At 64.8% G+C, this 25635-nt stretch carries 23 protein-coding genes; 6 read left to right on the top strand and 17 right to left on the bottom strand.

Going from position 1 to position 25635, the window contains the following annotated elements; translation table 11 throughout:
* Positions 1–163: 163 nt before the first annotated feature.
* On the bottom strand, positions 164–1774 hold the full coding sequence (guaA, locus tag ACFPQ5_RS11520) for a glutamine-hydrolyzing GMP synthase (RefSeq protein ID WP_379755228.1): 1611 nt from the start codon (positions 1772–1774) through the stop codon (positions 164–166).
* A 203-nt stretch (positions 1775–1977) separates the two neighbouring features.
* On the bottom strand, positions 1978–3438 hold the full coding sequence (gene guaB, locus ACFPQ5_RS11525; protein WP_379755231.1) for an IMP dehydrogenase: 1461 nt from the start codon (positions 3436–3438) through the stop codon (positions 1978–1980).
* 152 nt (positions 3439–3590) lie between these two features.
* On the opposite strand from guaB, the gene ACFPQ5_RS11530 reads away from it, so the two are divergent.
* Positions 3591–4073: a DUF4124 domain-containing protein gene (locus tag ACFPQ5_RS11530; protein WP_379760085.1), complete on the top strand. Its 483-nt coding sequence runs from the start codon at positions 3591–3593 to the stop codon at positions 4071–4073.
* A 142-nt stretch (positions 4074–4215) separates the two neighbouring features.
* On the opposite strand, the gene ACFPQ5_RS11535 is transcribed toward ACFPQ5_RS11530, so the two are convergent.
* The 3 genes from ACFPQ5_RS11535 to ACFPQ5_RS11545 all read right to left on the bottom strand — a co-directional run bounded on the left by ACFPQ5_RS11535 (position 4216) and on the right by ACFPQ5_RS11545 (position 6363).
* A complete protein-coding gene (locus tag ACFPQ5_RS11535) occupies positions 4216–5388 on the bottom strand; it encodes a GGDEF domain-containing protein (RefSeq protein ID WP_379755234.1) in 1173 nt (390 codons plus the stop codon).
* A gap of 242 nt (positions 5389–5630) precedes the next feature.
* Positions 5631–5939, bottom strand: coding sequence for an RnfH family protein (locus ACFPQ5_RS11540; RefSeq protein WP_379755237.1), 309 nt, complete (start codon positions 5937–5939; stop codon positions 5631–5633).
* The gene (locus ACFPQ5_RS11545) at positions 5932–6363 is read right to left on the bottom strand and encodes a type II toxin-antitoxin system RatA family toxin (protein ID WP_379755240.1); all 432 of its coding nucleotides are present in this window, start codon (positions 6361–6363) and stop codon (positions 5932–5934) included. Before ACFPQ5_RS11545 ends, ACFPQ5_RS11540 begins: the two co-directional genes overlap by 8 nt.
* Before the next feature lie 109 nt (positions 6364–6472).
* Here ACFPQ5_RS11545 and smpB point away from each other — a divergent pair, with 109 nt between their 5' ends.
* Positions 6473–6922, top strand: a complete 450-nt coding sequence (gene smpB, locus ACFPQ5_RS11550; RefSeq protein WP_136221348.1) for an SsrA-binding protein SmpB — start codon at positions 6473–6475, stop codon at positions 6920–6922.
* A 108-nt stretch (positions 6923–7030) separates the two neighbouring features.
* Here the strand turns inward: smpB and ACFPQ5_RS11555 are convergent, their stop codons facing one another.
* Positions 7031–8197: a multidrug effflux MFS transporter gene (locus ACFPQ5_RS11555; RefSeq protein ID WP_379755243.1), complete on the bottom strand. Its 1167-nt coding sequence runs from the start codon at positions 8195–8197 to the stop codon at positions 7031–7033.
* A 230-nt stretch (positions 8198–8427) separates the two neighbouring features.
* Between ACFPQ5_RS11555 and ACFPQ5_RS11560 the strand changes: the two genes are divergently transcribed.
* Positions 8428–8841 (top strand): hypothetical protein, encoded by a 414-nt coding sequence (locus tag ACFPQ5_RS11560; RefSeq protein ID WP_379755246.1) that lies wholly within the window; start codon positions 8428–8430, stop codon positions 8839–8841.
* A gap of 39 nt (positions 8842–8880) precedes the next feature.
* On the opposite strand, the gene lepB is transcribed toward ACFPQ5_RS11560, so the two are convergent.
* The 3 genes from lepB to ACFPQ5_RS11575 all read right to left on the bottom strand — a co-directional run bounded on the left by lepB (position 8881) and on the right by ACFPQ5_RS11575 (position 11018).
* Positions 8881–9552 (bottom strand): signal peptidase I, encoded by a 672-nt coding sequence (gene lepB, locus ACFPQ5_RS11565; protein ID WP_379755249.1) that lies wholly within the window; start codon positions 9550–9552, stop codon positions 8881–8883.
* 93 nt (positions 9553–9645) lie between these two features.
* Positions 9646–9831 (bottom strand): hypothetical protein, encoded by a 186-nt coding sequence (locus tag ACFPQ5_RS11570; RefSeq protein WP_379755252.1) that lies wholly within the window; start codon positions 9829–9831, stop codon positions 9646–9648.
* Complete coding sequence (locus tag ACFPQ5_RS11575) at positions 9828–11018, bottom strand: PepSY-associated TM helix domain-containing protein (RefSeq protein ID WP_379755255.1); 1191 nt, start codon at positions 11016–11018, stop codon at positions 9828–9830. Before ACFPQ5_RS11575 ends, ACFPQ5_RS11570 begins: the two co-directional genes overlap by 4 nt.
* Before the next feature lie 108 nt (positions 11019–11126).
* On the opposite strand from ACFPQ5_RS11575, the gene ACFPQ5_RS11580 reads away from it, so the two are divergent.
* Positions 11127–13316 carry a TonB-dependent receptor gene (locus ACFPQ5_RS11580; RefSeq protein WP_379755258.1) on the top strand — a complete coding sequence of 730 codons (2190 nt, stop codon included), beginning with the start codon at positions 11127–11129 and terminating at the stop codon, positions 13314–13316.
* A 249-nt stretch (positions 13317–13565) separates the two neighbouring features.
* On the opposite strand, the gene ACFPQ5_RS11585 is transcribed toward ACFPQ5_RS11580, so the two are convergent.
* From ACFPQ5_RS11585 to ppsA, 6 genes are all read right to left on the bottom strand, one after another.
* Positions 13566–13925, bottom strand: coding sequence for a hypothetical protein (locus ACFPQ5_RS11585; protein ID WP_379755261.1), 360 nt, complete (start codon positions 13923–13925; stop codon positions 13566–13568).
* A 24-nt stretch (positions 13926–13949) separates the two neighbouring features.
* Positions 13950–14759, bottom strand: coding sequence for an SDR family oxidoreductase (locus ACFPQ5_RS11590; protein ID WP_379755264.1), 810 nt, complete (start codon positions 14757–14759; stop codon positions 13950–13952).
* Positions 14756–15676 carry an SPFH domain-containing protein gene (locus tag ACFPQ5_RS11595; protein WP_379755267.1) on the bottom strand — a complete coding sequence of 307 codons (921 nt, stop codon included), beginning with the start codon at positions 15674–15676 and terminating at the stop codon, positions 14756–14758. The genes ACFPQ5_RS11590 and ACFPQ5_RS11595 overlap by 4 nt, the downstream gene beginning before the upstream one ends.
* A 39-nt stretch (positions 15677–15715) precedes the next feature.
* Complete coding sequence (locus ACFPQ5_RS11600; protein WP_379755270.1) at positions 15716–16138, bottom strand: NfeD family protein; 423 nt, start codon at positions 16136–16138, stop codon at positions 15716–15718.
* A gap of 10 nt (positions 16139–16148) precedes the next feature.
* Positions 16149–16529, bottom strand: a complete 381-nt coding sequence (locus ACFPQ5_RS11605) for a hypothetical protein (RefSeq protein WP_379755273.1) — start codon at positions 16527–16529, stop codon at positions 16149–16151.
* Between the two features lie 1092 nt (positions 16530–17621).
* Positions 17622–20057, bottom strand: coding sequence for a phosphoenolpyruvate synthase (ppsA, locus tag ACFPQ5_RS11610; protein WP_379755276.1), 2436 nt, complete (start codon positions 20055–20057; stop codon positions 17622–17624).
* A gap of 176 nt (positions 20058–20233) precedes the next feature.
* Between ppsA and ppsR the strand changes: the two genes are divergently transcribed.
* Positions 20234–21082, top strand: a complete 849-nt coding sequence (gene ppsR, locus ACFPQ5_RS11615; RefSeq protein WP_379755279.1) for a posphoenolpyruvate synthetase regulatory kinase/phosphorylase PpsR — start codon at positions 20234–20236, stop codon at positions 21080–21082.
* 12 nt (positions 21083–21094) lie between these two features.
* Positions 21095–21469: a hypothetical protein gene (locus ACFPQ5_RS11620; RefSeq protein WP_379755282.1), complete on the top strand. Its 375-nt coding sequence runs from the start codon at positions 21095–21097 to the stop codon at positions 21467–21469.
* Between the two features lie 189 nt (positions 21470–21658).
* Here ACFPQ5_RS11620 and ACFPQ5_RS11625 read toward each other — a convergent pair whose 3' ends face one another.
* Positions 21659–24070 (bottom strand): hybrid sensor histidine kinase/response regulator, encoded by a 2412-nt coding sequence (locus ACFPQ5_RS11625; RefSeq protein ID WP_379755285.1) that lies wholly within the window; start codon positions 24068–24070, stop codon positions 21659–21661.
* Between the two features lie 33 nt (positions 24071–24103).
* The gene (locus ACFPQ5_RS11630; RefSeq protein ID WP_379755288.1) at positions 24104–25633 is read right to left on the bottom strand and encodes a S41 family peptidase; all 1530 of its coding nucleotides are present in this window, start codon (positions 25631–25633) and stop codon (positions 24104–24106) included.
* Positions 25634–25635 lie beyond the last annotated feature (2 nt).

The following is a 25635-nucleotide window of genomic DNA, read 5'->3' on the forward strand; positions in this document are numbered from 1 at the left end:
ACGGCAACGGAAGTTGAGCCGACCGAGATATCGCAGGAGATTCTCGTCTTGACGCGGCGTCACTACCAAGGCCTCCCGCGTTAGAAAGCGCAAAAGCCCCTGAAATCAGGGGCTTTCGATCGATCTAATGCTTGAGCTTGCTAGCTACTGCCGGGCTTATAAGCTATTCCCACTCAATCGTCGCCGGCGGCTTCCCCGAAATATCATAAACAACGCGATTAATCCCGCGCACCTCGTTGATGATCCGGTTCGACACTTTGCCCAGCAGCGAGTGCGGCAAATGCGCCCACTGCGCCGTCATGAAGTCCAGCGTCTGCACGGCGCGCAGTGCAACCACGTACTCGTAGGTACGTCCGTCGCCCATCACGCCCACCGATTTCACCGGCAGGAACACGGCGAAGGCCTGGCTGGTCGCTTCGTACCAGTTCACCGGCGCCTTGCCAGCGTCGATGCCGGCCACCGGCGGGAGTTCGAACGGGGTGTTGCGCAGTTCTTCGATGAAGATGGCGTCGGCTTCGCGCAGCAGGTCGGCGAATTCCTTCTTCACTTCACCCAGAATGCGCACGCCCAGTCCCGGGCCCGGGAACGGGTGGCGGTAGACCATGTTGTGCGGCAGGCCCAGCGCGACGCCGAGCTTGCGCACTTCGTCCTTGAACAGTTCGCGCAGCGGTTCCAGCAGTTTCAGGTTCAGGGTTTCCGGCAGGCCGCCCACGTTGTGGTGGCTCTTGATGGTTTGTCCCTTCTTGCCCTTCCCTGCCGATTCGATCACGTCCGGGTAGATCGTGCCTTGGGCCAGCCACTTCGCATTGGTCAGCTTGCCTGCTTCCACCTGGAAGACTTCGACGAATTCGCGCCCGATGATCTTGCGCTTCTGCTCCGGATCGTTCACGCCGGACAGGTGGCCGAGGAACTGCTGTTCGGCGTCGATGCGGATGACCTTGACGCCCAGGTTCTTCGAGAACATGTCCATCACCATCTTGCCCTCGTCCTTGCGCAGCAGGCCGTGGTCGACGAAGACGCAGGTCAGCTGGTCGCCGATGGCGCGGTGGATCAGGGCTGCGGCGACGCTGGAGTCGACGCCGCCCGAGAGACCCAGGATGACCTCGTCGGTGCCGACTTGCGCGCGGATCTTCTCGACGGCTTCGCCGATGTAGTCGGGCATGTTCCAGTCGGATTTGCAGCCGCAAATCTCGTGCACGAAGCGGCCGATGATGGCTTCGCCTTGCGTGGTGTGGGTGACTTCCGGGTGGAACTGCAGCGCGTAGAAGCGGCGCTCTTCGTCGGCCATGGCGGCGATCGGGCAGCTGTCGGTGGAGCCCATCAGCTTGAAGCCTTCCGGCATGTCCAGCACCTTGTCGCCGTGGCTCATCCAGACTTTCAGCATGCCGTGGCCTTCGCTTGTCACGAAGTCGTTGATACCGTTCAGCAGTTTGGTGTGGCCACGGGCGCGCACTTCGGCGTAGCCGAATTCGCGGACCTTGCCGTTTTCGACCTTGCCGCCGAGCTGGGCGGCCATGGTTTGCATGCCGTAGCAGATGCCGAGCACCGGCACGCCGAGTTCGAAGACGGCTTGCGGGGCGCGCGGGGAGTCGCCTTCCAGCGTGCTGTTGTGGCTGCCGGAGAGGATGACGCCGGAGGCGCCGTAGTTGCGGACGAATGCTTCGTCGACGTCGTAGGGGAAGACTTCGGAGAAGACGCCGGCGTCGCGGACGCGGCGGGCGATCAGTTGGGTGACCTGGGAGCCGAAGTCGAGGATGAGGATTTTGGAGTGCATTGAGGCAGTCAAAAAGTAGTAATTCTGTGGTCGCGGAAGGGTGATACGTCGCGGGCATTCATGTGGTGATACCGCGTGGACCGAGTCCGGTAAACACGTCATTGATGCCATTGGCATCAATGACCCCATACGATTCGTGGCCGATCATCATCAGCCACAAAAAGCATATGTAAAAAAGCGGCCCGCGAAGGGCCGCTTTTTGCTTATTCCGAACGGTAGTTCGGCGCTTCCTTGGTGATCTGGACGTCGTGGACGTGCGATTCGCGCATGCCCGCCGAGGTGATCTCGACGAATTCCGCCTTTTCGCGCAGTTCGTCGATCGTCGCGCAGCCGCAGTAGCCCATCGACTGGCGTACGCCGCCGACCAGCTGGTAGATGATCGCGAGGACGCTGCCCTTATAAGCAACGCGGCCTTCGATACCTTCCGGCACGAACTTCTCGGCTTTCGCCTGCGCGTCCTGGAAGTAGCGGTCGGCCGAGCCTTCGGCCATCGCGCCCAGGGAACCCATGCCGCGGTAGGATTTATAACTGCGGCCCTGGTAGAGGATGACTTCGCCCGGCGCTTCTTCGGTGCCGGCGAACATCGAGCCCATCATGACGGTCGAGGCGCCTGCTGCGAGCGCCTTGGAGATGTCGCCCGAGAAGCGGATGCCGCCGTCGGCGATGCAGGGGACGCCCGTGCCCGCCAAGGCTTCGGCCACGTTCGAGATCGCGGTGATCTGCGGCACGCCGACGCCGGCGACGATACGGGTGGTGCAGATCGAGCCAGGACCGATGCCGACCTTGACAGCATCCGCACCGGCCTCGACCAGCGCCTTGGCGGCGGCTGCCGTGGCGATGTTGCCGCCGATGACTTCCACTTGCGGGTAGGTGTCCTTGATCCATTTCACGCGGTCAAGGATGCCTTGCGAGTGGCCGTGGGCGGTGTCGACCACCAGCACGTCGACGCCGGCATTGACCAGCAGCTCGACGCGTTCCTTGTCCTTCTCGCCCACGCCGACGGCGGCGCCGACCAGCAGCTTGCCCTGCGCGTCTTTCGATGCGAACGGGTGCTCGTGCGATTTGAGGATGTCTTTCACAGTGATCAGGCCGCGCAGCTCGAAGGCGCTGTTGACGACCAGCACGCGCTCGAGGCGGTGCTTGTTCATCAGGCGCTTGGCTTCCTCGGTGTCCGCTTCCTCGTTGACGTAGACGAGTTTTTCGCGCGGGGTCATCTTGGTGCGGGTTTCGGCGTCGAGGTCTTCTTCGAAACGCAGGTCGCGGTTGGTGATAATGCCGACCACCTGGTTGCCTTCGACGACAGGGAAGCCGCTGAAGCCGTGCTGGTGCTGCAGGGCGATGACGTCGCGGATCTTCATGTTCGGCGGGACCGTGATCGGGTCGCGCAGCACGCCGGCTTCGAAACGTTTCACACGCGCCACTTCGCGCGCCTGGTCCGCAGGCTTCAGGTTCTTGTGGACGATGCCGATGCCGCCCTCCTGCGCCATCGCGATGGCCAGGCGGGCTTCGGTCACGGTGTCCATCGCGGCGGAAAGCAGCGGGATGTTGAGCGTGATGTTGCGAGTCAGCTTGGTGCGAAGGGAGGTGTCGGCCGGAAGAACATTGGAGTAGGCCGGGACGAGCAGCACATCATCGAACGTGAGTGCTTTTTGGAGTAGACGCATAGCATTTTCCTATAGGCGCAAAAGCGAATTATACAGAAAGCAGCGAAAGGCGACGCACGTTGGCTAAAAAAGACCATTTGGGCGGGTTTCATTGACAGGCCGGACGAATCGTGAGGAAATCTCAGATCGTACCCACAGGAAACTTTTTGAATATGCTTCGCTCCCGTTCATCCCGCCTTGCCGCCCTGCTCCTGTTCTGCTGCGCGGGCGCCGCGCAGGCCCAGTTCGTCTGGATCGGGCCGAACGGCACGCGCCAGTATTCCGATCAGCCGCCGCCTCCTGGTACGCCGGCTTCCAAGATCCTGAAAGCCCCGGGACGTGCGGCGCCCGCGCAGGAGTCGCCTGAAGCGACGCCGGCGGACAAGCCGAAGACGCCGACCCTGGCCGAGCGCGAGGCCGACTACCGCAAGCGCGCCAAGGAACGCGGCGAAGGCGAAGCGAAGTCGCAGGCCGAAGCGCAACGCGCCGCCGCACGTGCCGAGCAGTGCGAAGGGCTGCGCAAGAACCAGCGCGTTTATCAGTCGGGTATCCGGGTCACCGAAGTGGATGCAAAGGGAGAGAAACGCTACCTGAGCGATGCCGAGCGCGCTGCTGCGGCCGAACGCACCGCGCGTCAGCTACAGGACTGCCGTTAGTAGGGTGGGCACTCCGTAGTGAAGCCGCCGTTGAGGCCATTGGCCTCAACGGCCCCACGCGGTCGTGCCTTTGCACACCACACCGTTGAATATTGCGTTTCGATGTGCATCGGGTGTACCGCGTGGGCACGGAGTGCCCACCCTACCGCCACTCGCGGCGCTCGGGCACCGGCACCAGGCGCGGCGGCATGGGCGCGCTGACCACCCGGTTGCGCCCGTCCGCCTTGGCCACGTAGAGCGCTGCGTCGGCGCGCGCCATCAGCTCGGCCAGGGTCTCGCCGGGCGCCAGCGTGGCCACGCCGATGCTCACCGTATAGCCGACCGGCAGGGTCGAGGGCGCCAGGTGCAGCGAGCGGTCGAGCGCCGTACGCAGGCGCGCGGCGACGTCCATTGCCGTCTGGTGATTGGCGTCGGGCAGCAGTACGGCGAATTCTTCTCCCCCGAGCCGGGCGCAATAGTCGATCTTGCGGATCACTTCCTGCGCGTGGATCACGATGTCGCGCAGCACGCGGTCTCCCGTGGCGTGGCCATGGGTGTCGTTGACGCGCTTGAAATGGTCGGCGTCGAATACCAGCAGCGACAGGCTGCTGCCGATGCGCGCCGCCCGCGCGTGCTCGTGCTCGGCGAAATTGAAGAAGGCGCGGCGCGACCAGGCGCCGGTCAGGTGGTCGTGGTCGGCGGCATAGGCCGTCTCGCGGATTACGCGCGCGTTCGCCATCATCACCGCGCCCAGGGTCAGGGCCGGCAGCGCCAGCGTGCCGATGGCGAAGAAGGCCAGGTTGTAGGGAGCCGGCTCGAGGAAGCGCAGCGTCTCGCCGACCTGCAGGGCGTAGAAGATGCCGCGGCAGGCGTGCACGGTGCCGAGCACGAAGGCGGCGCGCCGGGTGAACAGGTAGGGATAGCGCAGGCGCGGCTCGGGCGAAGCGGGGATGGTGCGGCCGATCGCCACGTACACGCTGAAGTGGTATATCGACACCGCCACCGTGCGCATCGGCAGCGAGTCGACGCCGTGGTGGAAGAAGACGAGGCAGGCCATGGCCGCCGCGCCGCCCAGCAGCAGCGGCCGCGTCGGCACCCGCTGGCCGAGGTGGCGCCGGAAACCGGCCAGCATCAGCGCGACCGAGGCGATGAACAGCAGGTTCGCGCCTTCGATCGAGAGCACATCCGGCAGCACGCCGCGCGAGGCGAACAGCAGCAGCGCCAGCACGGCCATCGCGTTGCCCTGCCCCCACTCGCGCACGCCTTCGACGCCGCTGCCCTTCAGCGAGGACAGGACGAACAGCATCACGACGGACAAGGCGGTGGTTACCAGCAATAGACTCAGGGCACTCAGCATCGGCGGCGACAATCAGGATGAACGGCAGCGCGGACGCCGGCTCCCTCCGATGACGCGCACGGTCCGGACGCTTGCGTTTCGTTCGATGCGAAATGCCGGATTTGATGGGTTCAGAGGCTCGGCTGGGATAGTAGCAAACAAAAACGGGCTTGCGCCCGCTTTTTTGCTGTATTGCAACAATTATGTGAGTTGCATAGACATTTTTCCCGGCTTAGGCGGGTTCAGGCGGCCGGCCTGGCTGCCACCGCCTCTTTTTTCGCCGCGCGCTTGCGGCGCGAATCCTTCGGGTCGGCAATCAGCGGACGGTAGATTTCGATGCGGTCGTTGGCACGCAGGACCGTCTCCAGCGTCTTCTTCTTGGCAAAAATCCCGACCGGCTGGGTCACCAGGTTGATTTCCGGAAAGGCGGCCAGCACCCCGCTGGCCTCGATCGCCTGTCCGATGGTCGTGCCCGGCGCCACCTGCAGCGGCTGCAGGAATTCCTGCTGCGGCCTGGCGTAGCAGATCACGACCGGGAACAGATCATCCATAGATCGCCTCGGCGCGCTTGGAGAAGGAATCGACCATGGTGTTGGCGATCATGCCGAACACGGGACCGACCAGCTGCTCGAGGATGATGCTGGAGAACTCGTAGTGCATGTCGAAATCGATCTTGCAGGCATCCTCACGCAGGGACTTGAACGTCCAGGTCGCTTCCAGCACCTTGAAAGGGCCGTCGACGAGGTGCATCTTCATCTGCGTCGGCCGCATGTTGTGGTTCGAGGTGGTAAAGCTCTGCTTGACGCCGTGGAAATTGACGCCGAGGGTGGCGACCAGCTTGTCCTCCGTGCGTTCGAGGACTTTCACGCCGCTGCACCAGGGCAGGAACTTCGGATAATCTTCCACTTTCGCCACCAGATCGAACATCTGTTCAGCGCTGTAGCCCAAGAAAACTGATTTGTGCACTACTGCCATTGGTCAACCGTTTGTTATGATGTTGGATAAGTTGCATTTTGCGCCAAGAGGGTTAAAAACCCGGGCGCGGCAGCGCTAGTTTAACCGACCCGCGGATTTTCGCTATTTCATGAGCATCGCTGACAATAAAAAAGCATTTTTCGACTACTTCATCGAGGACCGTTACGAGGCGGGCCTGGTGCTCGAGGGCTGGGAAGTCAAGGCCATCCGCGAAGGACGCGTCAACATCAAGGAAGCCTACGTGGTCGTGCGCGGGGACGAGCTGTTCCTGTTCGGCTGCCACGTCAGCGCCCTGACGACGGCCTCCTCCTTCAGCCACCCCGAGGCGCTGCGTACCCGCAAGCTGCTGCTGCACCGCGCCGAGATCGACAAGCTGCGCGGCAAGGTGGAGCGCTCGGGCTATACGCTGGTGCCGCTCAATCTGCACTACAAGGGGGGCCGTGTGAAATGCGAAGTCGGCCTTGCCAAGGGCAAGAAGCAGCACGACAAGCGGGCGACCGAGAAGGATCGGGATGCCAAGCGCGAGGTGGCGTCGGCGATGAAGACGCACCGGCGATAATCGCACGTACGTAAACGCGTGGAGTCGGGACTCCACCCTACGATTCATTGCTATTCGTAGGGTGGAGTCCCGACTCCACGCGGTACACCGTCCAAGCAGCTACCTGCTTCAAGCCAGCTTACTGGCCCTCCACGCCCCAAAACTCAGCACCAAGCCCACTCCCACCCCGCACGCCAGTTTGAAAGCGCTATCGAACAGGATCGGCGCCACCAGCCCCGACACCAGCGCAAACGACATCATCTGGATAAACCCCAGCATCGACGAGGCCAGCCCGCGGTTATCGGGAAACAGCCCGAGCGCCGTCATCTGCACCGCCGGCATCGCGACGGCCAGACCGAAGGTATAGACGGCCAGCGGCAGCACCGCCCACGGAATCTCCGCCTTGAAGAAGGCGTTGTAGCCGATGTTCAGCACGCAGGCTGCCAGCATGGTGCCGAAACCGATCCACTTCAGGCGCCCCGCCGGCATGTGCGCGGCACGCTTGCCGCCCCAGGCCGACCCAAGCACCATGCCGCCGATCAGCGGAATGAACATCCAGGCAAAGGCCGTCTCCGGCAGGCCCAGGATCACCATCACGAAGTTCGCGGCGGACCCGATGTACAGCGACAGACCGCCGAAGGCGAGACCGACCGACAGCGACAGCAGCAGGAACTGCGGATGACGCAGCACCTTCATGTAATTGGCGGCGATCGTCCCCGGATGGAAAGGCTGGCGCTTCTCGACCGGCAGGCTCTCCGGCAGCAGGCGCAGGGTCATCACGATCAGCAGCAGGCCGAAGCCGGCCAGGAACCAGAAGGTCGAGCGCCAGCCGAAGTGCACGTGCAGCCAGCCGCCGACGATCGGCGCGATGGCCGGCGCCAGGCCGAACACCATCATGATGTTCGACATCATCTTCTGGGCCTCGTGGCCCTTCAGGCGGTCCTGCACGATGGCCTGGCCGATCACGGAACCGGCGCCGGCCGACAGGCCCTGCAGCGCGCGGCAGGCCAGCAGGAAGCCGAAGCTCGGCGCAAAGGCCGCGCCCACCGAGCCGATCGTGTACAGCACGAGCGCGACCAGGATCACGCGGCGGCGGCCGAAGGAATCGGACAGCGTGCCGTAGAACAGCATCATGAAGGCAAAGCAGAACAGGAAGACCGACAGGGTCTGCTGGACGGCCACGTTGCCGACGCCGAAGTCGCGGCCGATGGCCGGCATCGAAGGCAGATAGGTGTCGATGGCAAGGGCCCCGGCCATGCCGAGGCAGGCCAGGACGACGGTAAGAACTCTGTACATCGGGGACTTTCAGTGAAGCGGGAGAGGCGGGATTGTACAGAGATTTGCGTCAGGGCATCGGCGCCCCCTCTTCCCGGCCGGCGCCCCTCATTCCGCCTCGATCTGCCTTCGGCCGAATCGAGACAGTTTCGTGATGCTGCACTGCCGCAGCTTGTGAACACGGGGCGCCGCCCTAGACTGAATTGTCCAAGGCTTTTTCACTTTTTCATGGAGAAACCATCATGCGCCCCATGGCTTTGCTGCTTCCGGCCACGCTGCTCCTGCCCCTCTCGAGCGCGCAGGCCCAGACCACACCCTACCCGCCGGCCGACACGGCGGCTATCTCCACCGTCCAGGTGACGGCTCCGGCCAAGATCATGCGCATCCGGCCCGAACAGGCTGAGAAGATCGGCGGCAGCTATGAGATGTCGAACGGCTGGTACCTGAAGGTGCGCACCACGTCGCGCTACATCGACGCGACCATCGATGAGCAGCGGCCGATCCGCCTGGTCGCGGTCGCGCCCTACCGCTTCGCCTCGGGTGACGGCAACGTCCGCATGGACTTCAACCGCGGCGAATATGGCGACGATATGCTGATGAGTTATCTGCCCGCCCCGGGCCTGGCCTGGGTCGTCGTCGGCTCGGCGCCGATCGCGCAGCGCTGAGTAAAGCCCGCGTGGAGTCCTGACTCCACGCGTAACAGCTCAGTCGCGCAGCGACATCCCGAAGCGGTGGAAGCGCGGCGCCCAGTTGGTGAGCGTGTCGGCCGACACCAGCACGCGTTCGGCGCGGCCGATCAGGAGATTGCGCGGCACGAAGCCGATGTAGCGCGAGTCGTGGCTGTTGTCGCGGTTATCGCCCAACATCATGTACTGGCCGGGCGGCACCGTCACGGGGCCAAAGTTGCGGGCTTGCGTGTCGATCTTCGGGATGAACTGGACGCGGCGCTGGCGTCCGTCAAGGTGCTCGCTGATGCGCAGCGCCGGCACCTCGACCTGGCCGATCGGCTCCATCACCTGCTGCACGGCGTCGTACTGTGCCTGTTTGCCGTTGATGATCAACATCTCGTTGCGCAACTCGACCACGTCGCCCGGCAGCGCCACCAGGCGCTTGATCAGGCGCGTGCCGTCCGTGGGCGAACTGAAGGTGACGACGTCGCCGCGCTGCGGCTCGCCGGTGTGGGTGACGATGGTGTCGGTCAGCGGCATCTTGAGGTCAAAGGCGAGGCGGTTCACGAAGACGACGTCGCCCTCGAGCAGGTTGGGCCGCATCGACGACGAGGGAATCGGGTTCCAGTCCGCGACCGCCGTTCGGAACACGCCGAACAGCAGCAGGAAAGCGATCAGGCCTTTGTTGTCGCGGATGAGTTTTTTCACTGGCGTCTCCCGATGGGTGGTGGTTGGTATGGCCACCGTTATACGGGCGAATCCTTTGGAAAGACTTAAGCTTCAGTCAACACGAACATGACTTCAGCGCGGCTTAAGCTTCCAGCCGCGCAGGCTGTGCCAGAGCCCCAGCAGCACGGGAATGCCGAGCGCGAAAGCGGACACGATGTCCCAGATCCCGTCGCCCAGCAGCGCGCTGACCAGGCCGACGGTGGTGAGCACGCCCAGCAGGATCGGCATGCCCCAGAGTTTCATGAATGCTGCGTTCATCGTCCTTCTCCACTGCGCGCCAGTGCCGGCGCGGCCTGCTTGATTTCCGGAGTCTGCTGCGCCACAGCCTGCGCGTGCCGCTTTACGGCGCGTCCACGCTGGACCCACAGATACAGGCCGCTGCCCAGCACCACGATGGTGGCGACGTCGAGCAGCGCCCACAGGAGCTTCATCCAGCCGCCTCCGTAGTCGCCGAAGTGCAGCGGCTGCGAGATCAGCAGCGCCGTCAGGTACCAGGGCAGCTCGCGCTGGTCGGTGATCGCCCCGGTCTGGGCGTCGATCAGCACCGGCTTGTACAGGCGCGAACTGAAGGCCTCGTTGCCGCGCATGTAGACGCCGTAGTGATGCGGACTGGCGAAGGGCGTGCCGGGGAAGGCGACGAAGCCAACCTGCATGCCGGGCGAGACCCGTTCGGCCAATTTGACCGCCGCGTCCATCGAGGCCAGCGTCGCGGGCGGCGGCGCGCCTTTGTAGGGCGCGAGCATGTCGGCGATCTCGGTCGCCTGCCAGTATTTCAGCAAGACGTCGGCCCAGGTGTTGACCATGCCGGTCGCGCCGACCACCAGCGCCCACACCAGCGTGACGATGCCGAGCAGGTTGTGCAGATCGAGCCACTTCAGGCGCTCTGTGCGGCCGTGGCGCACCGTGCCGAAATCGAGCTTGCGCATGAAGGGCGCGTACAGCACCACGCCGCTGACGATCGCAACCAACAGCAGCAGCCCCATGAAACCGAGGAAGAGCTTGCCCGGCAGGCCCGCGAACAGGTCCACGTGCAGGCGGAACATGGTCGACATGAAGGCGCCGCCCTCGAAGGCCGGTTCGACGATGACTTTCGCCGTGCGCGCATCGACCGCGATCGGCTTGTAGTGTTCGTCGTTCGGCGTGTCGCCCAGGGTCACGTTCCAGATCGCCGGCTCGTCGATCTCCTGCGAGATGTACATCGTCAGCTTGTTCGGATACAGGGCGCGGGCGGCGCCGATCACCTCGTCGATGTTCGCGCGCGGCGGATTCGCAGCCAACTCCGACGACAAGGCCGGCGCCTCGACGTCGTTGCCCAGCAAATGGCCGATCTCGTGGTGATAGATCAGCGGCAGGCCGGTCAGGCACAGCAGCAGCATGAAGACGGTGCAGACCAGGCTGCTCCATTTGTGGATCCAGGACCAGCGGCGTAGGGAATGCGATGACATGGGGATGTTTGTGATGTTGAGTCCAGATAATAATGGTTCTCATTTACAGCCGCAAGCCATGCGTGCATAATAATGATAATTATTCTCATTTCAAAAAGAACAAGGCTTATGACTCAGTTTCGTTTGACTCCTCTCGCCCTCGGCGCCCTCCTCCTGTCCGCCGGTCATGCTTCCGCCCAGACCACCCAGCCAGAGACCACCGACCAGCCCATCCAGACCGTCGTCGTCACCGCCTCTGCCGACGCCTCGGCGCAAGGCCTTCCGAAAGACTACGCCGGCGGCCAGGTCGCGCGCGGCGGCCGCATCGGCCTGCTGGGCAACGTCGACATGATGGACACGCCTTTCAACACCACCAACTACACGCAAGCCCTGATCCAGGACCAGCAGGCGCGCAGCGTCGCCGACGTGGTGCAGAACGATCCGTCGGTGCGCGTCGCGCGCGGCTTCGGCAATTACCAGGAGCTGTATGTGATCCGCGGCTTTGCCGTGAATTCCGACGACCTGGCCTACAACGGCCTGTACGGCCTGCTGCCGCGCCAGTTCGTCGCCTCTGAACTGCTGGAGCGCGTGGAAGTCTTCCGCGGCGCGAACAGTTTTGTGAACGGCGCGGCGCCGGGCGGCGGCGGCATCGGCGGCATGATCAACCTGGTGCCGAAACGTGCGCCGAACAAGCCGCTGAACCAGGTGAGCGTCGGCGTCGAGAGCGGCGGCCAGCTGTACGGCGCCTTCGACCTGGCGCGCCGCTTCGGTCCCGAGGACCGCGTCGGCCTGCGCATCAACGGCGTGCGCCGCGACGGCGAGACCGCCATCGACCGCGAAGAGCGCGAACTGAGCGTATTCTCGGTCGGCGCCGACTACCGCGGCCGCGGCTTCCGCGTGTCGGCCGATGCCGGCTACCAGAACCACCGGCTGGACAATGCACGCCCGAGCGTGACGGTGGCCGCCGGCCTGCCGATCGTCGAGGCGCCGGACTCCGACAGCAACTGGGCCCAGCCCTGGACCGTGTCGAAAGAGCGCGACGTCTTCGGCACCCTGCGCGCGGAAGCGGACCTGCCCGGCGGCGCCGTCGCCTGGGCGGCGCTGGGCGCTCGCCGCGGCAACGAGTCGAACGTCCTGTCGTCGGCCACCGTCACCGGCATCGACGGCAGCGCGACCATGACCCGCTTCGACAACGTCCGCGTCGACCGCGTGCGTACCGGCGAAATCGGCGCGCGCGGAGAACTCCGCACCGGCGCCGTCAAGCACGGCCTGTCGGCCACGGCCTCGGGCTTCTACATGGAGCAGCTCAATGCCTACGCGATGAGCGACTTCAGCGGCTTTGCCACCAACATCTACCGCCCGGTCGACTCCGCGGCGCCGTCGAACGCCTTCTTCACCGGCGGCGACCTCAATAACCCGGGGCGCGTCCAGCGCAGCATCCTCTCGAGCGCCGCGATCGCCGACACGATGTCCTTCGCCGGCGACAAGGTCCTGCTCACGGTGGGCCTGCGCCACCAGCGCATTCGCGACGCCGCCTATGCCTACGGCACCGGCGCCGCCTCGCCCGAATACGATTCGACCGCCAACACCCCGGTCGCTGGCCTGGTCTACAAGCCCGTTGCCGGCGTGTCGCTGTACGCGAACTATATCGAAGCGCTGCAACGCGGCACGGTCGCCAGCAGCGGCGGCTTCGGCCCGCCGCTCGCCAACGAAGGCGCCGTGTTCGCGCCTTACGTCTCGCGCCAGAAGGAAGTGGGCGTGAAGGTCGATGCCGGCAAGTTCGGCGCCAGCGCGGCCCTGTTCACCACCGGCCAGCCGCAAGCCTATGTCGCCAATAACACCTTCGGCCTGTTCGGCGAACAGCGCAACCGCGGCCTGGAGCTGTCGGTGTTCGGCACCCCGGCGCGCGGCCTGCGCCTGCTGGGCGGCGCCACCCTGCTGGACAGCGAACAGCGCCGCACCCTGGACGGCGCCTTCGACGGCTTCGAGGCGATCGGCGTGCCGGAGATGCAGTTCAACCTCGGCGCCGACTGGGACGTCCCGGGCGTACCAGGCCTGTCGCTGAACGCGCGCACCCTGCACACCTCGACCCAGTTCGCCGACGCGGCCAACCTGCAGAAGGTGCCGTCCTGGACGCGCCTGGACCTCGGCGCCACCTGGAGCACGCGCTTCATCGACCGCAACCTGACGCTGCGCGCGCGCGTCGACAACGTCCTCGACAAGAACTACTGGGCGTCGGCGGGCGGCTATCCGGGCTTCGGCTACCTGGTGGCGGGCGCGCCGCGCACGGTCAGCGTCACTGGAACGATCGACTTCTGATCGACGGGCTTTTCCGCTTGCTGACGTAGGGGTGGTCCAGGCCAATGACCTGGACCACGGATTCACCGGGCGCCCCGTGCCCACCGAAATGATGAGCTAACGCGAGGCCGATCTTGGTGGGCACGGGGCGCCCACCCTACGCACTGCACACCACCGAATCGCATACAGACGGGCTATGCGGCCTGTGAGACGGCGTGGGCACGGAGTGCCCGGTAAAACCGTGGGCGAGACTATTAGTCTCGCCCACCCCTACGCAAGGACCACGCGCAGTACGGCGCCGGCCATGGTGGCCAGCAACATCAGCACGAAGAAGCCGGCATAGCGCAGCAGCGCCCGGGCGCGCTGTCCGCGCGGGCGGGTGCGCAGCAGGTAGATGGGCAGCACGAACGGCGTCAGCGTAACGACGCCCGTGCTCATCCAGCGCGAAGGCAGGAAGAGGCGCGCTTCGCTGTCGAGCCGGTACCAGTAGAAGGGCAGGAAGCTCGACAGGAAGCCGGAAAGCAGGATCCACCACAGCGGCGACACGGCGGCCGCCGGCTCGACCGGCTCCACCAGTCCGGTCACCAGCATCAGCGCCAGCAAGGCAATCAAGACGGTTTTGGGGCGCATCGTATTCGTTCCTGTCCACGCCACCTAGTGCGGCTTGACGTCGTCCTTCAGCGCCGCCAGCGCGATCTTCTCGACCACGCCCGGCGCCAGCAGCTTGAGGAAGCGTCCCAGCTTGCCCTTCGCCGTCATCACCACTTCGCGCTTGCGCCCGTTCATGCCCTCGATGATCAGGCGCGCGCATTCTTCGACGCTCATCGCGCCCTCTTCCTTCAGGCCGCTCACGCCCGCCGCCTCGCCTTGCGCATTGAAGCCGCGGTAGCGGATCTTCGTGTCGACCACGCCCGGATAGGCCGTCGTCACGCTGACGCCCGCGCCTTTCAACTCGGCCCGCAGCGCTTCGAAGAAACCGGTCATCGCGAACTTGGTGGCGCTGTAGGCGGTGCGTCCCGGCACGCCGACCAGGCCCGCCAGCGAAGACACGGCGACGATGCTGCCGCGCGTGCTCTTCAAATGCGGCAGCGCGGCCTGGGTGCACCAGACGCTGCCCCACAGGTTCACGCGCATCAGTTCCTCGTACCAGCCGAGGTCCTCGACTTCCTCGAACAGCGCGTGCGCCGAGCGGCCCGCGTTGTTGACGAGGACATCGATGCGGCCGAAGCGCTCCACCGCGCCGATCACGAGCCGGCGGCACTGGATCTGCACGCCGACGTCGGTCGGCACCGTCATCGTTTGCGCGCCAAGCGCGGCGCATTCGGCGGCAACCGCGTCCAGCTGGGCCGCGTTGCGCGCCGCCAGCACCAGCGCAATGCCTGCGCCCTCTTTGGTCGCCAGCTGGCGCGCCATCTCGGCGCCGATGCCGTCGGAGGCGCCGGTAATGATGACGACACGGGTCATTTCTGGGTCTTCACGATCTGCAGCGCGCTGGCGATCAAGCCGCTCATCTCGCCCAGGTTCGCCGGCACGATGATCGAGTTGTTCGTCTTGGCGAGGTTGCCGAAGGCGTCCACGTAATGCTCGGCCACGCGCAGGTTCATCGCGTCTTCGCCGCCCGGCTCGCGGATCGCGGCGCCGACCTGGCGCAGCGCCGAGGCGCTGGCTTCGGCCAGGGCGACGATGGCGCTGGCTTCGCCCTGGGCGCGGTTGATCGCGGCCTGGCGTTCGCCTTCGGAGCGTGCAATGGCCGCCTCGCGTTCGCCGCTGGCGATGTTGATCTGTTCCTGGCGCCGGCCTTCGGACGCCGCGATCAGGGCGCGCTTTTCGCGTTCGGCCGTGATCTGGCGCTGCATCGAATGCAGGATCTCGGCCGGCGGGGTCAGGTCCTTGATCTCGTAGCGCAGCACCTTCACGCCCCAGTTCGCGGCCGATTCGTCGATCGCGTTGACGATGGTGGTGTTGATGTGGTCGCGCTCCTCGAAGGTTTTATCGAGCTCCATCTTGCCGATCACCGAGCGCAGCGTCGTTTGCGCCAGCTGGGTGATGGCCTGGATGTAGTTCGAGGAACCGTAGGACGCACGCATGGCGTCGGTCACCTGGAAGTACAGGATGCCGTCGACCTGCAGCTGCGTGTTGTCCTTGGTGATGCAGACCTGGGGCGGCACATCGAGCGGGATCTCCTTCAGGCTGTGCTTGTAGGCGATGCGGTCGATGAAGGGAATTACGATGTTCAGGCCCGGCGCCAGCGTCGCGTGGTACTTGCCGAGGCGCTCGACCACCCAGGCGTGCTGCTGCGGTACGACGTTGATCGTCTTGAAGACGAACACGATGGCGATGATGAAGATGACCAGCGCAACGGTGCCAAACGAAAATTCCATGAGCATCCCTTATAGATGAGTACTAGTTATTAGTTGTTCTTATGAATTCGAGACGATCAGGCGGTTGCCCTGCACCTCGACGATGCGGTACTCACCCGCTTCCGCCAGCGCGCCGGGCCCCAGCTCCACGTCCCACAGCGCGCCGCGGTACATCACGCGCGCGCGGCCGTTCTGCCAGCTCGGGACGCTGACGCGCCCGCCGATGTCGAGGTTCACGTTCTGGTCGCGGCTGGCGCTGATCTTCGCCGGGCGGCCGAAGCGGCTGCGGTGCAGGATGCTGGTGGCGACCAGGCCGGTGGCGGCCGCGATCAGGGTCTGGATCGGCCCCGACAGTCCCAGCAGCGCGGCGATGCCGCCGCAGGCCAGGCCGATGGCGATCATCAGCAGGTAAAAGGTACCGGTAAAAAGTTCGGCGATCACCAGGATCCCCGCGCCCACCAGCCAGTTCATCCAGTCGGACATGGCCCTCTCCTCAACCGCTCTTGCGCGGCGTGAAGATCGGCGAGGCCGGCGCCTTGGCCTCGGGTGCTTTGCACGAACGCTCGCAGCGCTTGAAGGTGGTGTCGCAGGCGGCCATGCGCCCGGCCCGCCGGTTGCTCAGGGCCGTGCGCTCGGCGGCTTGCGCGGCGACCGGCGTCGGCGCCCCGGTCCGCGCGGCGGTACGCGCCATCGGGTTCTTGTCCGCTGTCGTGATCAGGTCTTCGCGGTCTTCCATGGCAAGCTGCTGGGCGTCGGCCTTGCAGGCGCGCAGCTCGCTGTCGCAGACGGAGTGGCAGAAGCTGGGGTCGGCGGCGAGAGCGGCGGCGGATGCCAGCCAGCCAGCGAGGGCAAGCGTCAGGGATGCAAGGCGCATGAAAGTCTCCAGTCGATATGAATAACCCCTGCCGCCGCAAGGTGACGAGGGTTTCCAAAAGTCTAACTTGTTCTGACAACGAGTCAAGTCATTTGTTGCCATTAGGCTATTAGCTCCAGAGGCCAACGCGCAGGCGCGTCGAAAATACTTACAAAGGCACGGCCGGAACTTCAGTCCGAGCCACCTAAGGCTTTGAAAATTATGGTTATTTTCCCCTGAAGTACTGCGGGTACGGAATTTGCATTATCCGGATGCCATGACGGCATCGGCAAAAATAAGGAGATGATCTTGCAAAATCACAAAGAAAATACGGGCTCAGTTCGATCGAAACAGGGGCACGCGACCTTGAATCGCTTTCCCCTGGTCGGCCTGGCGATGATCCTCGCTTGTGCAGCGATTGGATACGGCATCCTCTACCTTTGTTTTTCTCTCGCAAGCTCGTAACCGCGACCAAAATACTCGAATAATTCGTTGCCATTCTTAACTCAATATTGCGCTCGGCAATATGAAGGTCTTTCACTTTCGATGCATTTTTATAATCATTTTCGACATCGCAATTGAGCGCCAGTACAATCAGAATTGCTCTACCATGAGTCGCTGAAGATACGACGTTTAGCTGACTCATTCCGGTCGAACACGATCCGCGAAGGGACACTACACATCGTCCCTATGTTTGCCGTGCGCACATCGTTTCCGCGATGAGCAGCGCGGCGTCAACTCAGCGCTTCGGTGAACTACAGTTCGACTGAAAGACCAACCATGTTAATGAATGAGCTATCGAGGGCCCTTGACACTGTCAATGACGCCTCTGCAGTACCCCTGTCTCCGAGCGCACATGCTTACGTTCGAAAAAACGATCTCTTGACCAGGACTGTGTACAGGGCACAACTGATCCGCCGCTTCGCCGGCGCAAGCGCAGCGCGCACTTTCCTGACATGCATGGGCGTCGGGGCCGCCTTGACCGAACGTGTTGTCTCCGCATCCTTTTCCGACCTGAGACGTTAAACGCTCTCCGAACAAAAGAAAAACCCCGCGCCCATCAGGGCGGCGGGGTTTTTTGCCGACCAGCCTGCCGCGGCAGGCTGTCCTGTCTTACTTGGCTGCCAGCTTCTGCCAGGTATCGATCACCGAGTCGGGATTGAGCGACATCGACTCGATGCCCTGCTCCACCAGCCACTCCGCGAAATCCGGATTGTCCGAAGGACCCTGGCCGCAGATGCCGATGTACTTGCCCTGCGCGCGGCAAGCCTTGATGGCCAGCGACAGCATGGCTTTCACGGCCGGGTCGCGCTCGTCGAAGTCCTTGGCCAGCAGCTCCATGCCGGAATCGCGGTCCAGGCCCAGGGTCAGCTGGGTCAGGTCGTTCGAGCCGATCGAGAAGCCGTCGAAGTGCTGCAGGAACTGCTCGGCCAGGATCGCGTTCGACGGCACTTCGCACATCATGATGACGCGCAGGCCGTTCTCGCCGCGCTTCAGGCCATATTTCGCCAGCAGCTCGATCACCTTCTCGGCCTGGCCGAGCGTACGCACGAACGGGATCATCAGCTCGACGTTGGTCAGGCCCATCTCTTCGCGCACGCGTTTCATGGCCAGGCACTCCATCTCGAAACTTTCAGCGAAGTCCTCGGCCAGGTAGCGCGCGGCGCCGCGGAAGCCCAGCATCGGGTTTTCCTCGTCCGGCTCGTAACGCGAACCGCCGATCAGCTTCTTGTACTCGTTCGACTTGAAGTCGGACAGGCGCACGATGACCGGCTTCGGCCAGAACGCGGCAGCAATCGTCGCCACGCCTTCGGCCAGCTTGTCCACGTAGAAGGCTTTAGGGGAAGCATGGCCGCGGGCGACCGATTCGACCGCCTTCTTCAGGTCGGCGTCGATGTTCGGGTACTCGAGGATGGCCTTCGGGTGCACGCCGATGTTGTTGTTGATGATGAATTCCAGACGCGCCAGACCCACGCCGCCGTTCGGCACCGACTGGAAGTCGAAGGCCAGCTGCGGGTTGCCGACGTTGAGCATGATCTTGGTCGGGATCGGCGGCAGCTCACCGCGCGAGACTTCGGTCACTTCCGTTTCCAGCAGGCCGTCGTAGATCTTGCCTTCGTCGCCTTCGGCGCAGGAAACGGTGACAAAAGTGCCGTCCTTCAGCGTCTCGGTCGCATCGCCGCAGCCGACGACGGCCGGCACGCCCAGTTCACGCGCAATGATCGCCGCGTGGCAGGTGCGGCCGCCGCGGTTGGTGACGATTGCCGAAGCACGCTTCATGACCGGCTCCCAGTTCGGGTCGGTCATGTCGGCCACCAGCACGTCGCCCGGCTGGACGCGTTCCATTTCCGACGGGTCAGTAATCACGCGCACGGGACCGGCGCCGATCTTCTGGCCGATCGCGCGGCCGTGGGTCAGCACGGTGCCGGTGCCCTTCAGGCTGAAGCGCTGCTGGGCGTCGGTCGCCTTCTGCTGCGATTTCACAGTCTCGGGACGCGCCTGCAGGATGAAGAGCTTGCCGTCGCGGCCATCCTTGCCCCACTCGATGTCCATCGGACGGCCATAGTGGTTCTCGATGATGACGGCATACTTGGCCAGCTCGACCACTTCGGCGTCGGTCAGCGAGTAGCGGTTGCGCATCTCGATCGGCACGTCGACGGTCTTCACCGAACGGCCGGCCTTGGCTTCGTTCGTGAACTCCATCTTGATCAGTTTCGAGCCGATGTTGCGGCGGATGACGGGCGACTTGCCCTGCTCGAGCATCGGCTTGTGGACGTAGAACTCGTCCGGATTGACCGCGCCCTGCACCACCGTTTCGCCCAGGCCGTAGCTGGAGGTGATGAAGACCACGTCCTTGAAGCCCGATTCGGTATCGATCGTGAACATGACGCCGGCGGCGCCCACGTCCGAGCGCACCATGCGCTGCACGCCAGCCGACAGCGCGACTTCGGCGTGGGTGAAGCCCTTGTGCACGCGATAAGAAATGGCGCGGTCGTTGTAGAGCGAAGCGAAGACGTGCTTCATCGCTTCCAGGATGTTGTCGATGCCGACCACGTTCAGGAAGGTCTCCTGCTGGCCTGCGAAGGATGCGTCCGGCAAGTCTTCGGCGGTGGCCGAGGAGCGCACGGCGAAGGACATCTCGGCGGTGGAGTCGGCCACCAGGCGCTCGTAGTAGCTGCGGATTTCCTGTTCCAGGCGCGGCTGGAACGGGGTCTCGACGATCCACTGGCGGATCTCGGCGCCGGCCGCGGCCAGCGAACGCACGTCGTCGATGTCCAGGCCTTCGAGGCGCGTCGCGATGCGCGCGGCCAGCGATGGGCCGCCGTCGACGGAATGCTCGAGGAAGTCGCGGAAGGCTTGCGCCGTGGTGGCGAAGCCGGTCGGCACGCGCACGCCGGCGCCGGCCAGCTGGCTGATCATTTCGCCGAGCGAGGCATTCTTGCCGCCGACCGATTCGACATCGGTCATGCGCAGGTTTTCGAACGCGGCAACGTACACGCCGCTGCCCTGCTCGGGTTCTTTCAATGCTGCATTAGACAGGTTAGTCATGGTAAAGCACCTTACTTGATGATGGAAACCTTTGGGCGCGGCTGCCGGCGTGTTCTTGTTATTCTTGGAGCGGTGCAGCACAATGCAAAAATCCGTTGCCGAGCATTCTACCCCGTGCGGCCCCGATTCACATCGCACAACACTGCAAACCCGACAGCATTTATTAAAAAAATACCATGACGCTCGACGCCCGCCCTCCGCTTCCCGCCCCGACCCGCACCGTTTTCTTCGTTTCCGACGGCACCGGCATCACCGCCGAAACCTTCGGCCACGCGGTGCTGAGCCAGTTCGAGATGCGTTTCCGCCAGATCCGGATTCCCTTCATCGACACCATCGAGAAAGCCAAGGACGCTGCACGCCGCATCAACGAGGTCTATGCCGCCGACAACCAGCGCCCGATCGTGTTCTCGACCCTGGTCAAGCACGACCTGTCCGGCGTGATCCGCGCCTCGAACGGCATGCACATGGACTTGTTCCAGACCTTCGTTGCCCCGCTGGAAATGGAACTGGGCGTGAAATCGACGCACACCATCGGCCGCATCCACAACGTGGTCGACTCCGAGGAATACAAGAACCGCATCGAGGCCATCAATTTCTCGCTGGCGCACGACGACGGGCAATCGCACAAGAACCTGGCCGAGGCCGATGTGATCCTGGTCGGCGTCTCGCGCTCGGGCAAGACGCCTACTTCGCTCTATCTCGCCATGCAGTACGGCATCAAGGCGGCCAACTATCCGCTGATCCCGGACGATTTTGAACGCGGCAAGCTGCCGTCCTCGCTGCCGCCGTTCAAGCATAAGCTGTTCGGGCTGACCATCACGCCGGAGCGCCTGACGGAGATCCGCAACGAGCGCCGCGCCGGCAGTAAATACGCGTCGATTGAGAACTGCCGCTACGAGGTCAACGAGGCGGAGATGATGATGAAGCGCGAAGGGATTCGCTGGCTGTCGTCGACGACCAAGTCGATCGAGGAGATTGCGACGACGATCCTGCAGGAAATCAAACCCGACCGGCGCGAGTATTGAGCGGAGCCTTGCATGCCTGAATTCTCGTGGGAGCCCCTCGATTTTCTGGAGGCGCTGGAGGTCGTGCCGATCGAAAAAGAATATGGCATTTCGTTTCGATATCTCTTCGCGCGGGAAGCGTATTCGCTGGACCTGACGATCCATCCGATGGCGGGCGATGTGGCGCTCCTGATCACCTGTGCCGGCATGACGGAACCTCTGGTCCGCCTGGATTTGCTGGACTGTCCGGGGGCACGCGTGATCCAGGATAAGCGCGGCACTGCGATCGAGTTCTCCGCTGCGAAACTGCTGGAACGACGCTACGACCATGCCGACGCCCCGCCCTACGGCTTTCGCTTGCAGCTCAAGCCGTTTGTCCAGTTAACGACCTTCAACTACCCGCGCTAGCCTCGGCATCTCGCGCAGAACTGTAGGGTGGACTCCTGAGTCCACGCGTTTCGTACCTACGCGCACCACCAGCACAGGGTGCACTCATGCGTATCCGTGCCTGTCGAAGGTGACGGTGCTCGAACCTTGTCAACGCGTGGACTCGGGAGTCCACCCTACGAACCGCGCCATGCCGGCGCCCGGGCCGTCTCACCCGGCCGAACGTTCCCGCACCGTCCCCAGCACCTGGCCCAGCCTGTCCGTATCCATCGGCTTCACGAAGTGATGCTCGAACCCGCTCGACTTCGACAGGATGCGGTCGTGCGCCTGGCCATAGCCCGTCAGCGCGATGAACAGCGCCGAGGAGGTGACCGGGTCGGCGCGCAGGCGGCGCGCGAGTTCGTAGCCGTCCATCTCGGGCAGGCCGATGTCGAGGATGAAGACCTCGGGTGGGTCGCGGTGGGCGTTCGCGAGCGCCGGCACCGGATGCGCTTCGACCCGCACCTGGTGCCCTTGCGCTTCGAGCAGTACGGCGAGCGACTCGGCGGCGTCGACGTTGTCGTCGACGATCATGATGCGTAGCGAGGAAGGACCCGTCAGCATGCCTTCGCGCGCCGTGTCTTCGATGTGCTGCTTGAGGCGCTGGGTGATGGCCGGCAGGCGGATGGTGAAGGTGCTGCCCTTGCCGGGACCGGCGCTGTCGGCGGTGACGGTGCCGCCATGCAGGGCGACCATGGTCTTGACCAGGGCCAGGCCGATGCCCAGGCCGCCCTGGGCGCGGTCGGGCGTGCGTTCGGCCTGGGTGAACAGTTCGAAGACATGCGGCAGCAGCACGGTGTCGATGCCGATGCCGTTGTCGATGACTTCGATGTCGGCCCAGCTGTCCTGCGCGTGCACGGCCAGCGTGATCTCGCCGCCCTGGGGCGTGTACTTGGCCGCGTTGTTGAGCAGGTTGGCGATCACCTGCACCAGGCGCGTGCGGTCGCCCAGCACGGTGGCCTGGGTGGCGTCGGTGCGCACGGTCAGCGCGTGGCGGCGCGCCTCGATCAGGGGCCGCGCCTGCTCGACGGCGCTGGACACCGCGCCCTTGATGTCGACCAGTTCCTTTTCCAGTTCCACCAGGCCGCGCGTGACGCGCGAGACGTCCAGCAGATCGTCCACCAGCGCCGTCATGTGCCTGACCTGGCGGCTGATCACTTCGCTCGCCTTTTTCGTGCGCGCGTCCGCCACCGTGGTCAGGCGCAGCATCTCGGCGGCGGTGCTGATCGGCGCCAGCGGGTTGCGCAGTTCGTGCGCCAGCATGGCGAGGAATTCGTCCTTCTTGCGGTTCGCTTCGCGCAGCTCGAACTCGGCCTGGTAGCGGTCGGTCACGTCGACCGTCACGCCGCGCATGCGCGCCGGCTGTCCATCGGCATCGAACTGCACCTTGCCGCGGCTGTCGAGCCAGACCTGGCGGGCGTTGTCGGGACGGATGAAGCGCACGATTTCCTTGTAGGCGCCGGCGCCTGCAATGGCGCTGCGATGCGCATCCGCGATCTTCTGGCGGTCGTCGGGGTGGATGTGCGCGCCCACGGCGCCCATCTGCACGGGAGCGAAGCCGAAGACGTCCGACACGTTCTCCGAGTACGCCAGCTGGCCGCTGGCGAGGTCCCAGTCCCAGACCACCATCTTGGCCGCATCCATGCCGTCGCGCAGCCGCTCCTCGCTTTCGCGCTTGGCCATCTGGGCCTCGACCGATTCGGTCACGTCGTAGCCTTGCGCGAAGATGCCGATCGTCGTGCCGTACTGGTCCTTGTACGGCTGGTACATCAGATCGATATAACGCTGTACCAGCGGCCCGCCGCGGTCGTATTGGACGGAAAGCGGCATCGCGTGGGTGATCCAGGGCTCGCCCGTGCGGTAGACGCGGTCGAGATATTCCTCGAAGCCCTGGCCCGCCACCTCGGGCAGCGCATCCCACACCGCCTTGCCGACCAGTTCGCGGTGCCCGACCAGCTGGTAATAGGCCTCGTTGACCATCTCGAACACGTGCTTCGGTCCCATCAGCACGGCGACGAAACCCGGCGCCTGGTTGAACAGGCTGCGCAGGTGTTCGCGCTCGTTGTTCAGGATGCGCGAGAGCGCCTCGTGCATCTGGGCGCGGTTGAAGTTCTCGGTATTGTCGACGCTCGGCGGCGCCAGCTGCAGGCTCGCGACCTCGGACTGCTGGTCGTAGCGATACAGCTCGGTGACGTCGACCGGATTCTGGAACAGCAGGAAGGGCTTGCCCTCCGCGTCCAGCACCGGCGTATGGACGGTGCTCCAGTAGCGCTCCTCGTACTGCTTCCCTTCCGGCGTTTCGACCTCGACCGCGTAGCGCACGAAGGCCGTCGTATCCGGCTGTCCCTTGGCCAGCGCGCGCAGCATCGAGGCCTTGACCTCGGTGATGTTGGTCGCCTCGACGTTGCCTTCCTCCGCCGGGAAGGCCTCGAACACGTTGCGTCCGACGATCTCCGCTTCCGTGCGCTGCACCGAGCGCAGGTAAGCGCCGCTGGCGCCGACGATGGTGAGGTCGGGCGTCATCACGAGATAGGGGTAAGGCGTGACGCGAAACAGCGCCTGGTAATCCGAAAGGGTCATCATGCGCGCGATTGTCGCACGGATGGAACCGAAGGACTATCGGCCAGCCGTGCGGCCGCCTGCCGCGCGCCGCGCCAGGTCCGCCTCGACCGCTTTCAGCAGGGTCGCGCCGGTCCAGGCGACGTCGCGCACCTCGATCTGCGGCTTGTAGATCTCGCCGTTGGCGCGCTTGCGGTTGACGTACACCTTGTTCGGGACGATCACGGCGGCGCGGCCCGACTCCAGTTCGGCGACGCGCACGTCCATGTAGGTCGAGTCGGCCGAACTCGGCGCGCCGACCAGCACCGTGTTAGGGAAACGGGTGAAGACATCGAGCGCGTCGAGACAGGCGCTGGCGCAGTTACCGGGCACGATTACGTACACGGGGCGGGTGAAGGCGGGGCCGTCCGGCGTGGCGGCGGCATCGGGCGCCGGGTCTTCCGGCTCGACGTAGAACGGCTTGCCGGCCGCGAGCGCGTCGCGCATCCCCTGGGCGTAGACGGCGATGCGCGCGGCGACTTCAGTGCTGCCCTCGCGCGCCAGGCGCTCGGCCAGGCTGGCGACGTAGCTGGTGTTGTCCGGCGACGCGCGCCACCAGACCTCGACACCGGCATCGTAGGCGGCGCTTTCCTTCCTCACGCGTTCCTTGCCCCACAGGGCTTCGGCGAAGCCCTGGCTCCAGCTCGAGGAGCCGCCCTGGTTCTTGCGCAGGTCGACGACGACGGCGTCGAGGCTCAGCCAGCGTGCGCGCTGCGCTTCCAGTTCGGCGGTCATGGCACGGTAGGCGGCGCGCTCGGCTTCGTTCGGATGGAAGGTCGGCATCGAGACCCAGAACAGGTTCTTGCGCGGCTCGCTTACACCGACCGGACCGGCGTCGCCGCCGTTGCTGTCGTCCAGCCAGCGCTCGCCCTCGGCGTCGATTGCGCGCCAGGCCAGCACATGTTCCTGCACGCGGCCTTTGGACTCGAACCGGCAGCGCCGCGGCAGGGCGATGAAGGGATTGCCATCGTCGAGGAAGACGCGGCGCGCGCGCGACCACCACTGCCCCGCCTCGTCGACCCGGCCCTGGAAGCTGAACACGTTGTCGCGAATGAGCTGCCCGGCCGCCTTGCCGTCGCAGGAGCGCAGCCTGCTGCCGACGGCCGGCTGACCCGGCTGGGCGCTGTGCACGTAGAGGCCATCGCCGCGCCAGACGGTGACGAAGCCGGGCCAGCGCAGCTGCGCAGCCTTCGCGTCCCCCAGCCGCGCGAACATGCCGGCGTGGCCGTCCTTGATGCGCACGTTGAAGCCTTCCACCGCGGCCGTGTAGCTGCGGGCATCGGTCACCTGGCCGGCCAGCGCCAGGCCGTGGCGGCGCGCCGCTTCCAGGTTGGCCGCGAAGCCAGGATTGCGCGCGTCCAGCACGCCCGGATGGTTCTCGCGCGTGATCCTGACGGCCGCCTCGATGTCGGCATGGGCCGCATCGCGCCAGGCCGCCGGCGTCGCGGGCAAGGCCGCGGGCGCGGCAGCGGAGAGCCCGCAGGCCAGGGCGGCCAGCGCGGCGGCGCCGAACTGCAGGGAGAAACGCTTGCGCAAAGCATGGAACATCG

It is taken from the genome of Massilia suwonensis (assembly GCF_042655665.1).
Taxonomy (GTDB): domain Bacteria; phylum Pseudomonadota; class Gammaproteobacteria; order Burkholderiales; family Burkholderiaceae_D; genus Telluria; species Telluria suwonensis.

Bases quoted from the DNA above. Each gene is read 5' to 3' on its own strand.
- ACFPQ5_RS11560 (WP_379755246.1), top strand. From the start codon at position 8,428: ATGGCTTTGCTGCTTCCGGCCACGCTGCTCCTGCCCCTCTCGAGCGCG.
- ACFPQ5_RS11585 (WP_379755261.1), bottom strand. From the start codon at position 13,925: ATGCGCCCCAAAACCGTCTTGATTGCCTTGCTGGCGCTGATGCTGGTG.
- ACFPQ5_RS11605 (WP_379755273.1), bottom strand. From the start codon at position 16,529: ATGCGCCTTGCATCCCTGACGCTTGCCCTCGCTGGCTGGCTGGCATCC.
- ACFPQ5_RS11545 (WP_379755240.1), bottom strand. From the start codon at position 6,363: ATGGCAGTAGTGCACAAATCAGTTTTCTTGGGCTACAGCGCTGAACAG.
- guaB (WP_379755231.1), bottom strand. From the start codon at position 3,438: ATGCGTCTACTCCAAAAAGCACTCACGTTCGATGATGTGCTGCTCGTC.
- guaA (WP_379755228.1), bottom strand. From the start codon at position 1,774: ATGCACTCCAAAATCCTCATCCTCGACTTCGGCTCCCAGGTCACCCAA.
- ACFPQ5_RS11600 (WP_379755270.1), bottom strand. From the start codon at position 16,138: ATGTCCGACTGGATGAACTGGCTGGTGGGCGCGGGGATCCTGGTGATC.
- smpB (WP_136221348.1), top strand. From the start codon at position 6,473: ATGAGCATCGCTGACAATAAAAAAGCATTTTTCGACTACTTCATCGAG.
- ACFPQ5_RS11630 (WP_379755288.1), bottom strand. From the start codon at position 25,633: ATGTTCCATGCTTTGCGCAAGCGTTTCTCCCTGCAGTTCGGCGCCGCC.
- ACFPQ5_RS11595 (WP_379755267.1), bottom strand. From the start codon at position 15,676: ATGGAATTTTCGTTTGGCACCGTTGCGCTGGTCATCTTCATCATCGCC.
- ACFPQ5_RS11540 (WP_379755237.1), bottom strand. From the start codon at position 5,939: ATGGATGATCTGTTCCCGGTCGTGATCTGCTACGCCAGGCCGCAGCAG.
- ppsR (WP_379755279.1), top strand. From the start codon at position 20,234: ATGACGCTCGACGCCCGCCCTCCGCTTCCCGCCCCGACCCGCACCGTT.
- ppsA (WP_379755276.1), bottom strand. From the start codon at position 20,057: ATGACTAACCTGTCTAATGCAGCATTGAAAGAACCCGAGCAGGGCAGC.
- ACFPQ5_RS11530 (WP_379760085.1), top strand. From the start codon at position 3,591: ATGCTTCGCTCCCGTTCATCCCGCCTTGCCGCCCTGCTCCTGTTCTGC.
- ACFPQ5_RS11625 (WP_379755285.1), bottom strand. From the start codon at position 24,070: ATGATGACCCTTTCGGATTACCAGGCGCTGTTTCGCGTCACGCCTTAC.
- ACFPQ5_RS11575 (WP_379755255.1), bottom strand. From the start codon at position 11,018: ATGTCATCGCATTCCCTACGCCGCTGGTCCTGGATCCACAAATGGAGC.
- ACFPQ5_RS11570 (WP_379755252.1), bottom strand. From the start codon at position 9,831: ATGAACGCAGCATTCATGAAACTCTGGGGCATGCCGATCCTGCTGGGC.
- ACFPQ5_RS11580 (WP_379755258.1), top strand. From the start codon at position 11,127: ATGACTCAGTTTCGTTTGACTCCTCTCGCCCTCGGCGCCCTCCTCCTG.
- ACFPQ5_RS11590 (WP_379755264.1), bottom strand. From the start codon at position 14,759: ATGACCCGTGTCGTCATCATTACCGGCGCCTCCGACGGCATCGGCGCC.
- ACFPQ5_RS11620 (WP_379755282.1), top strand. From the start codon at position 21,095: ATGCCTGAATTCTCGTGGGAGCCCCTCGATTTTCTGGAGGCGCTGGAG.
- ACFPQ5_RS11555 (WP_379755243.1), bottom strand. From the start codon at position 8,197: ATGTACAGAGTTCTTACCGTCGTCCTGGCCTGCCTCGGCATGGCCGGG.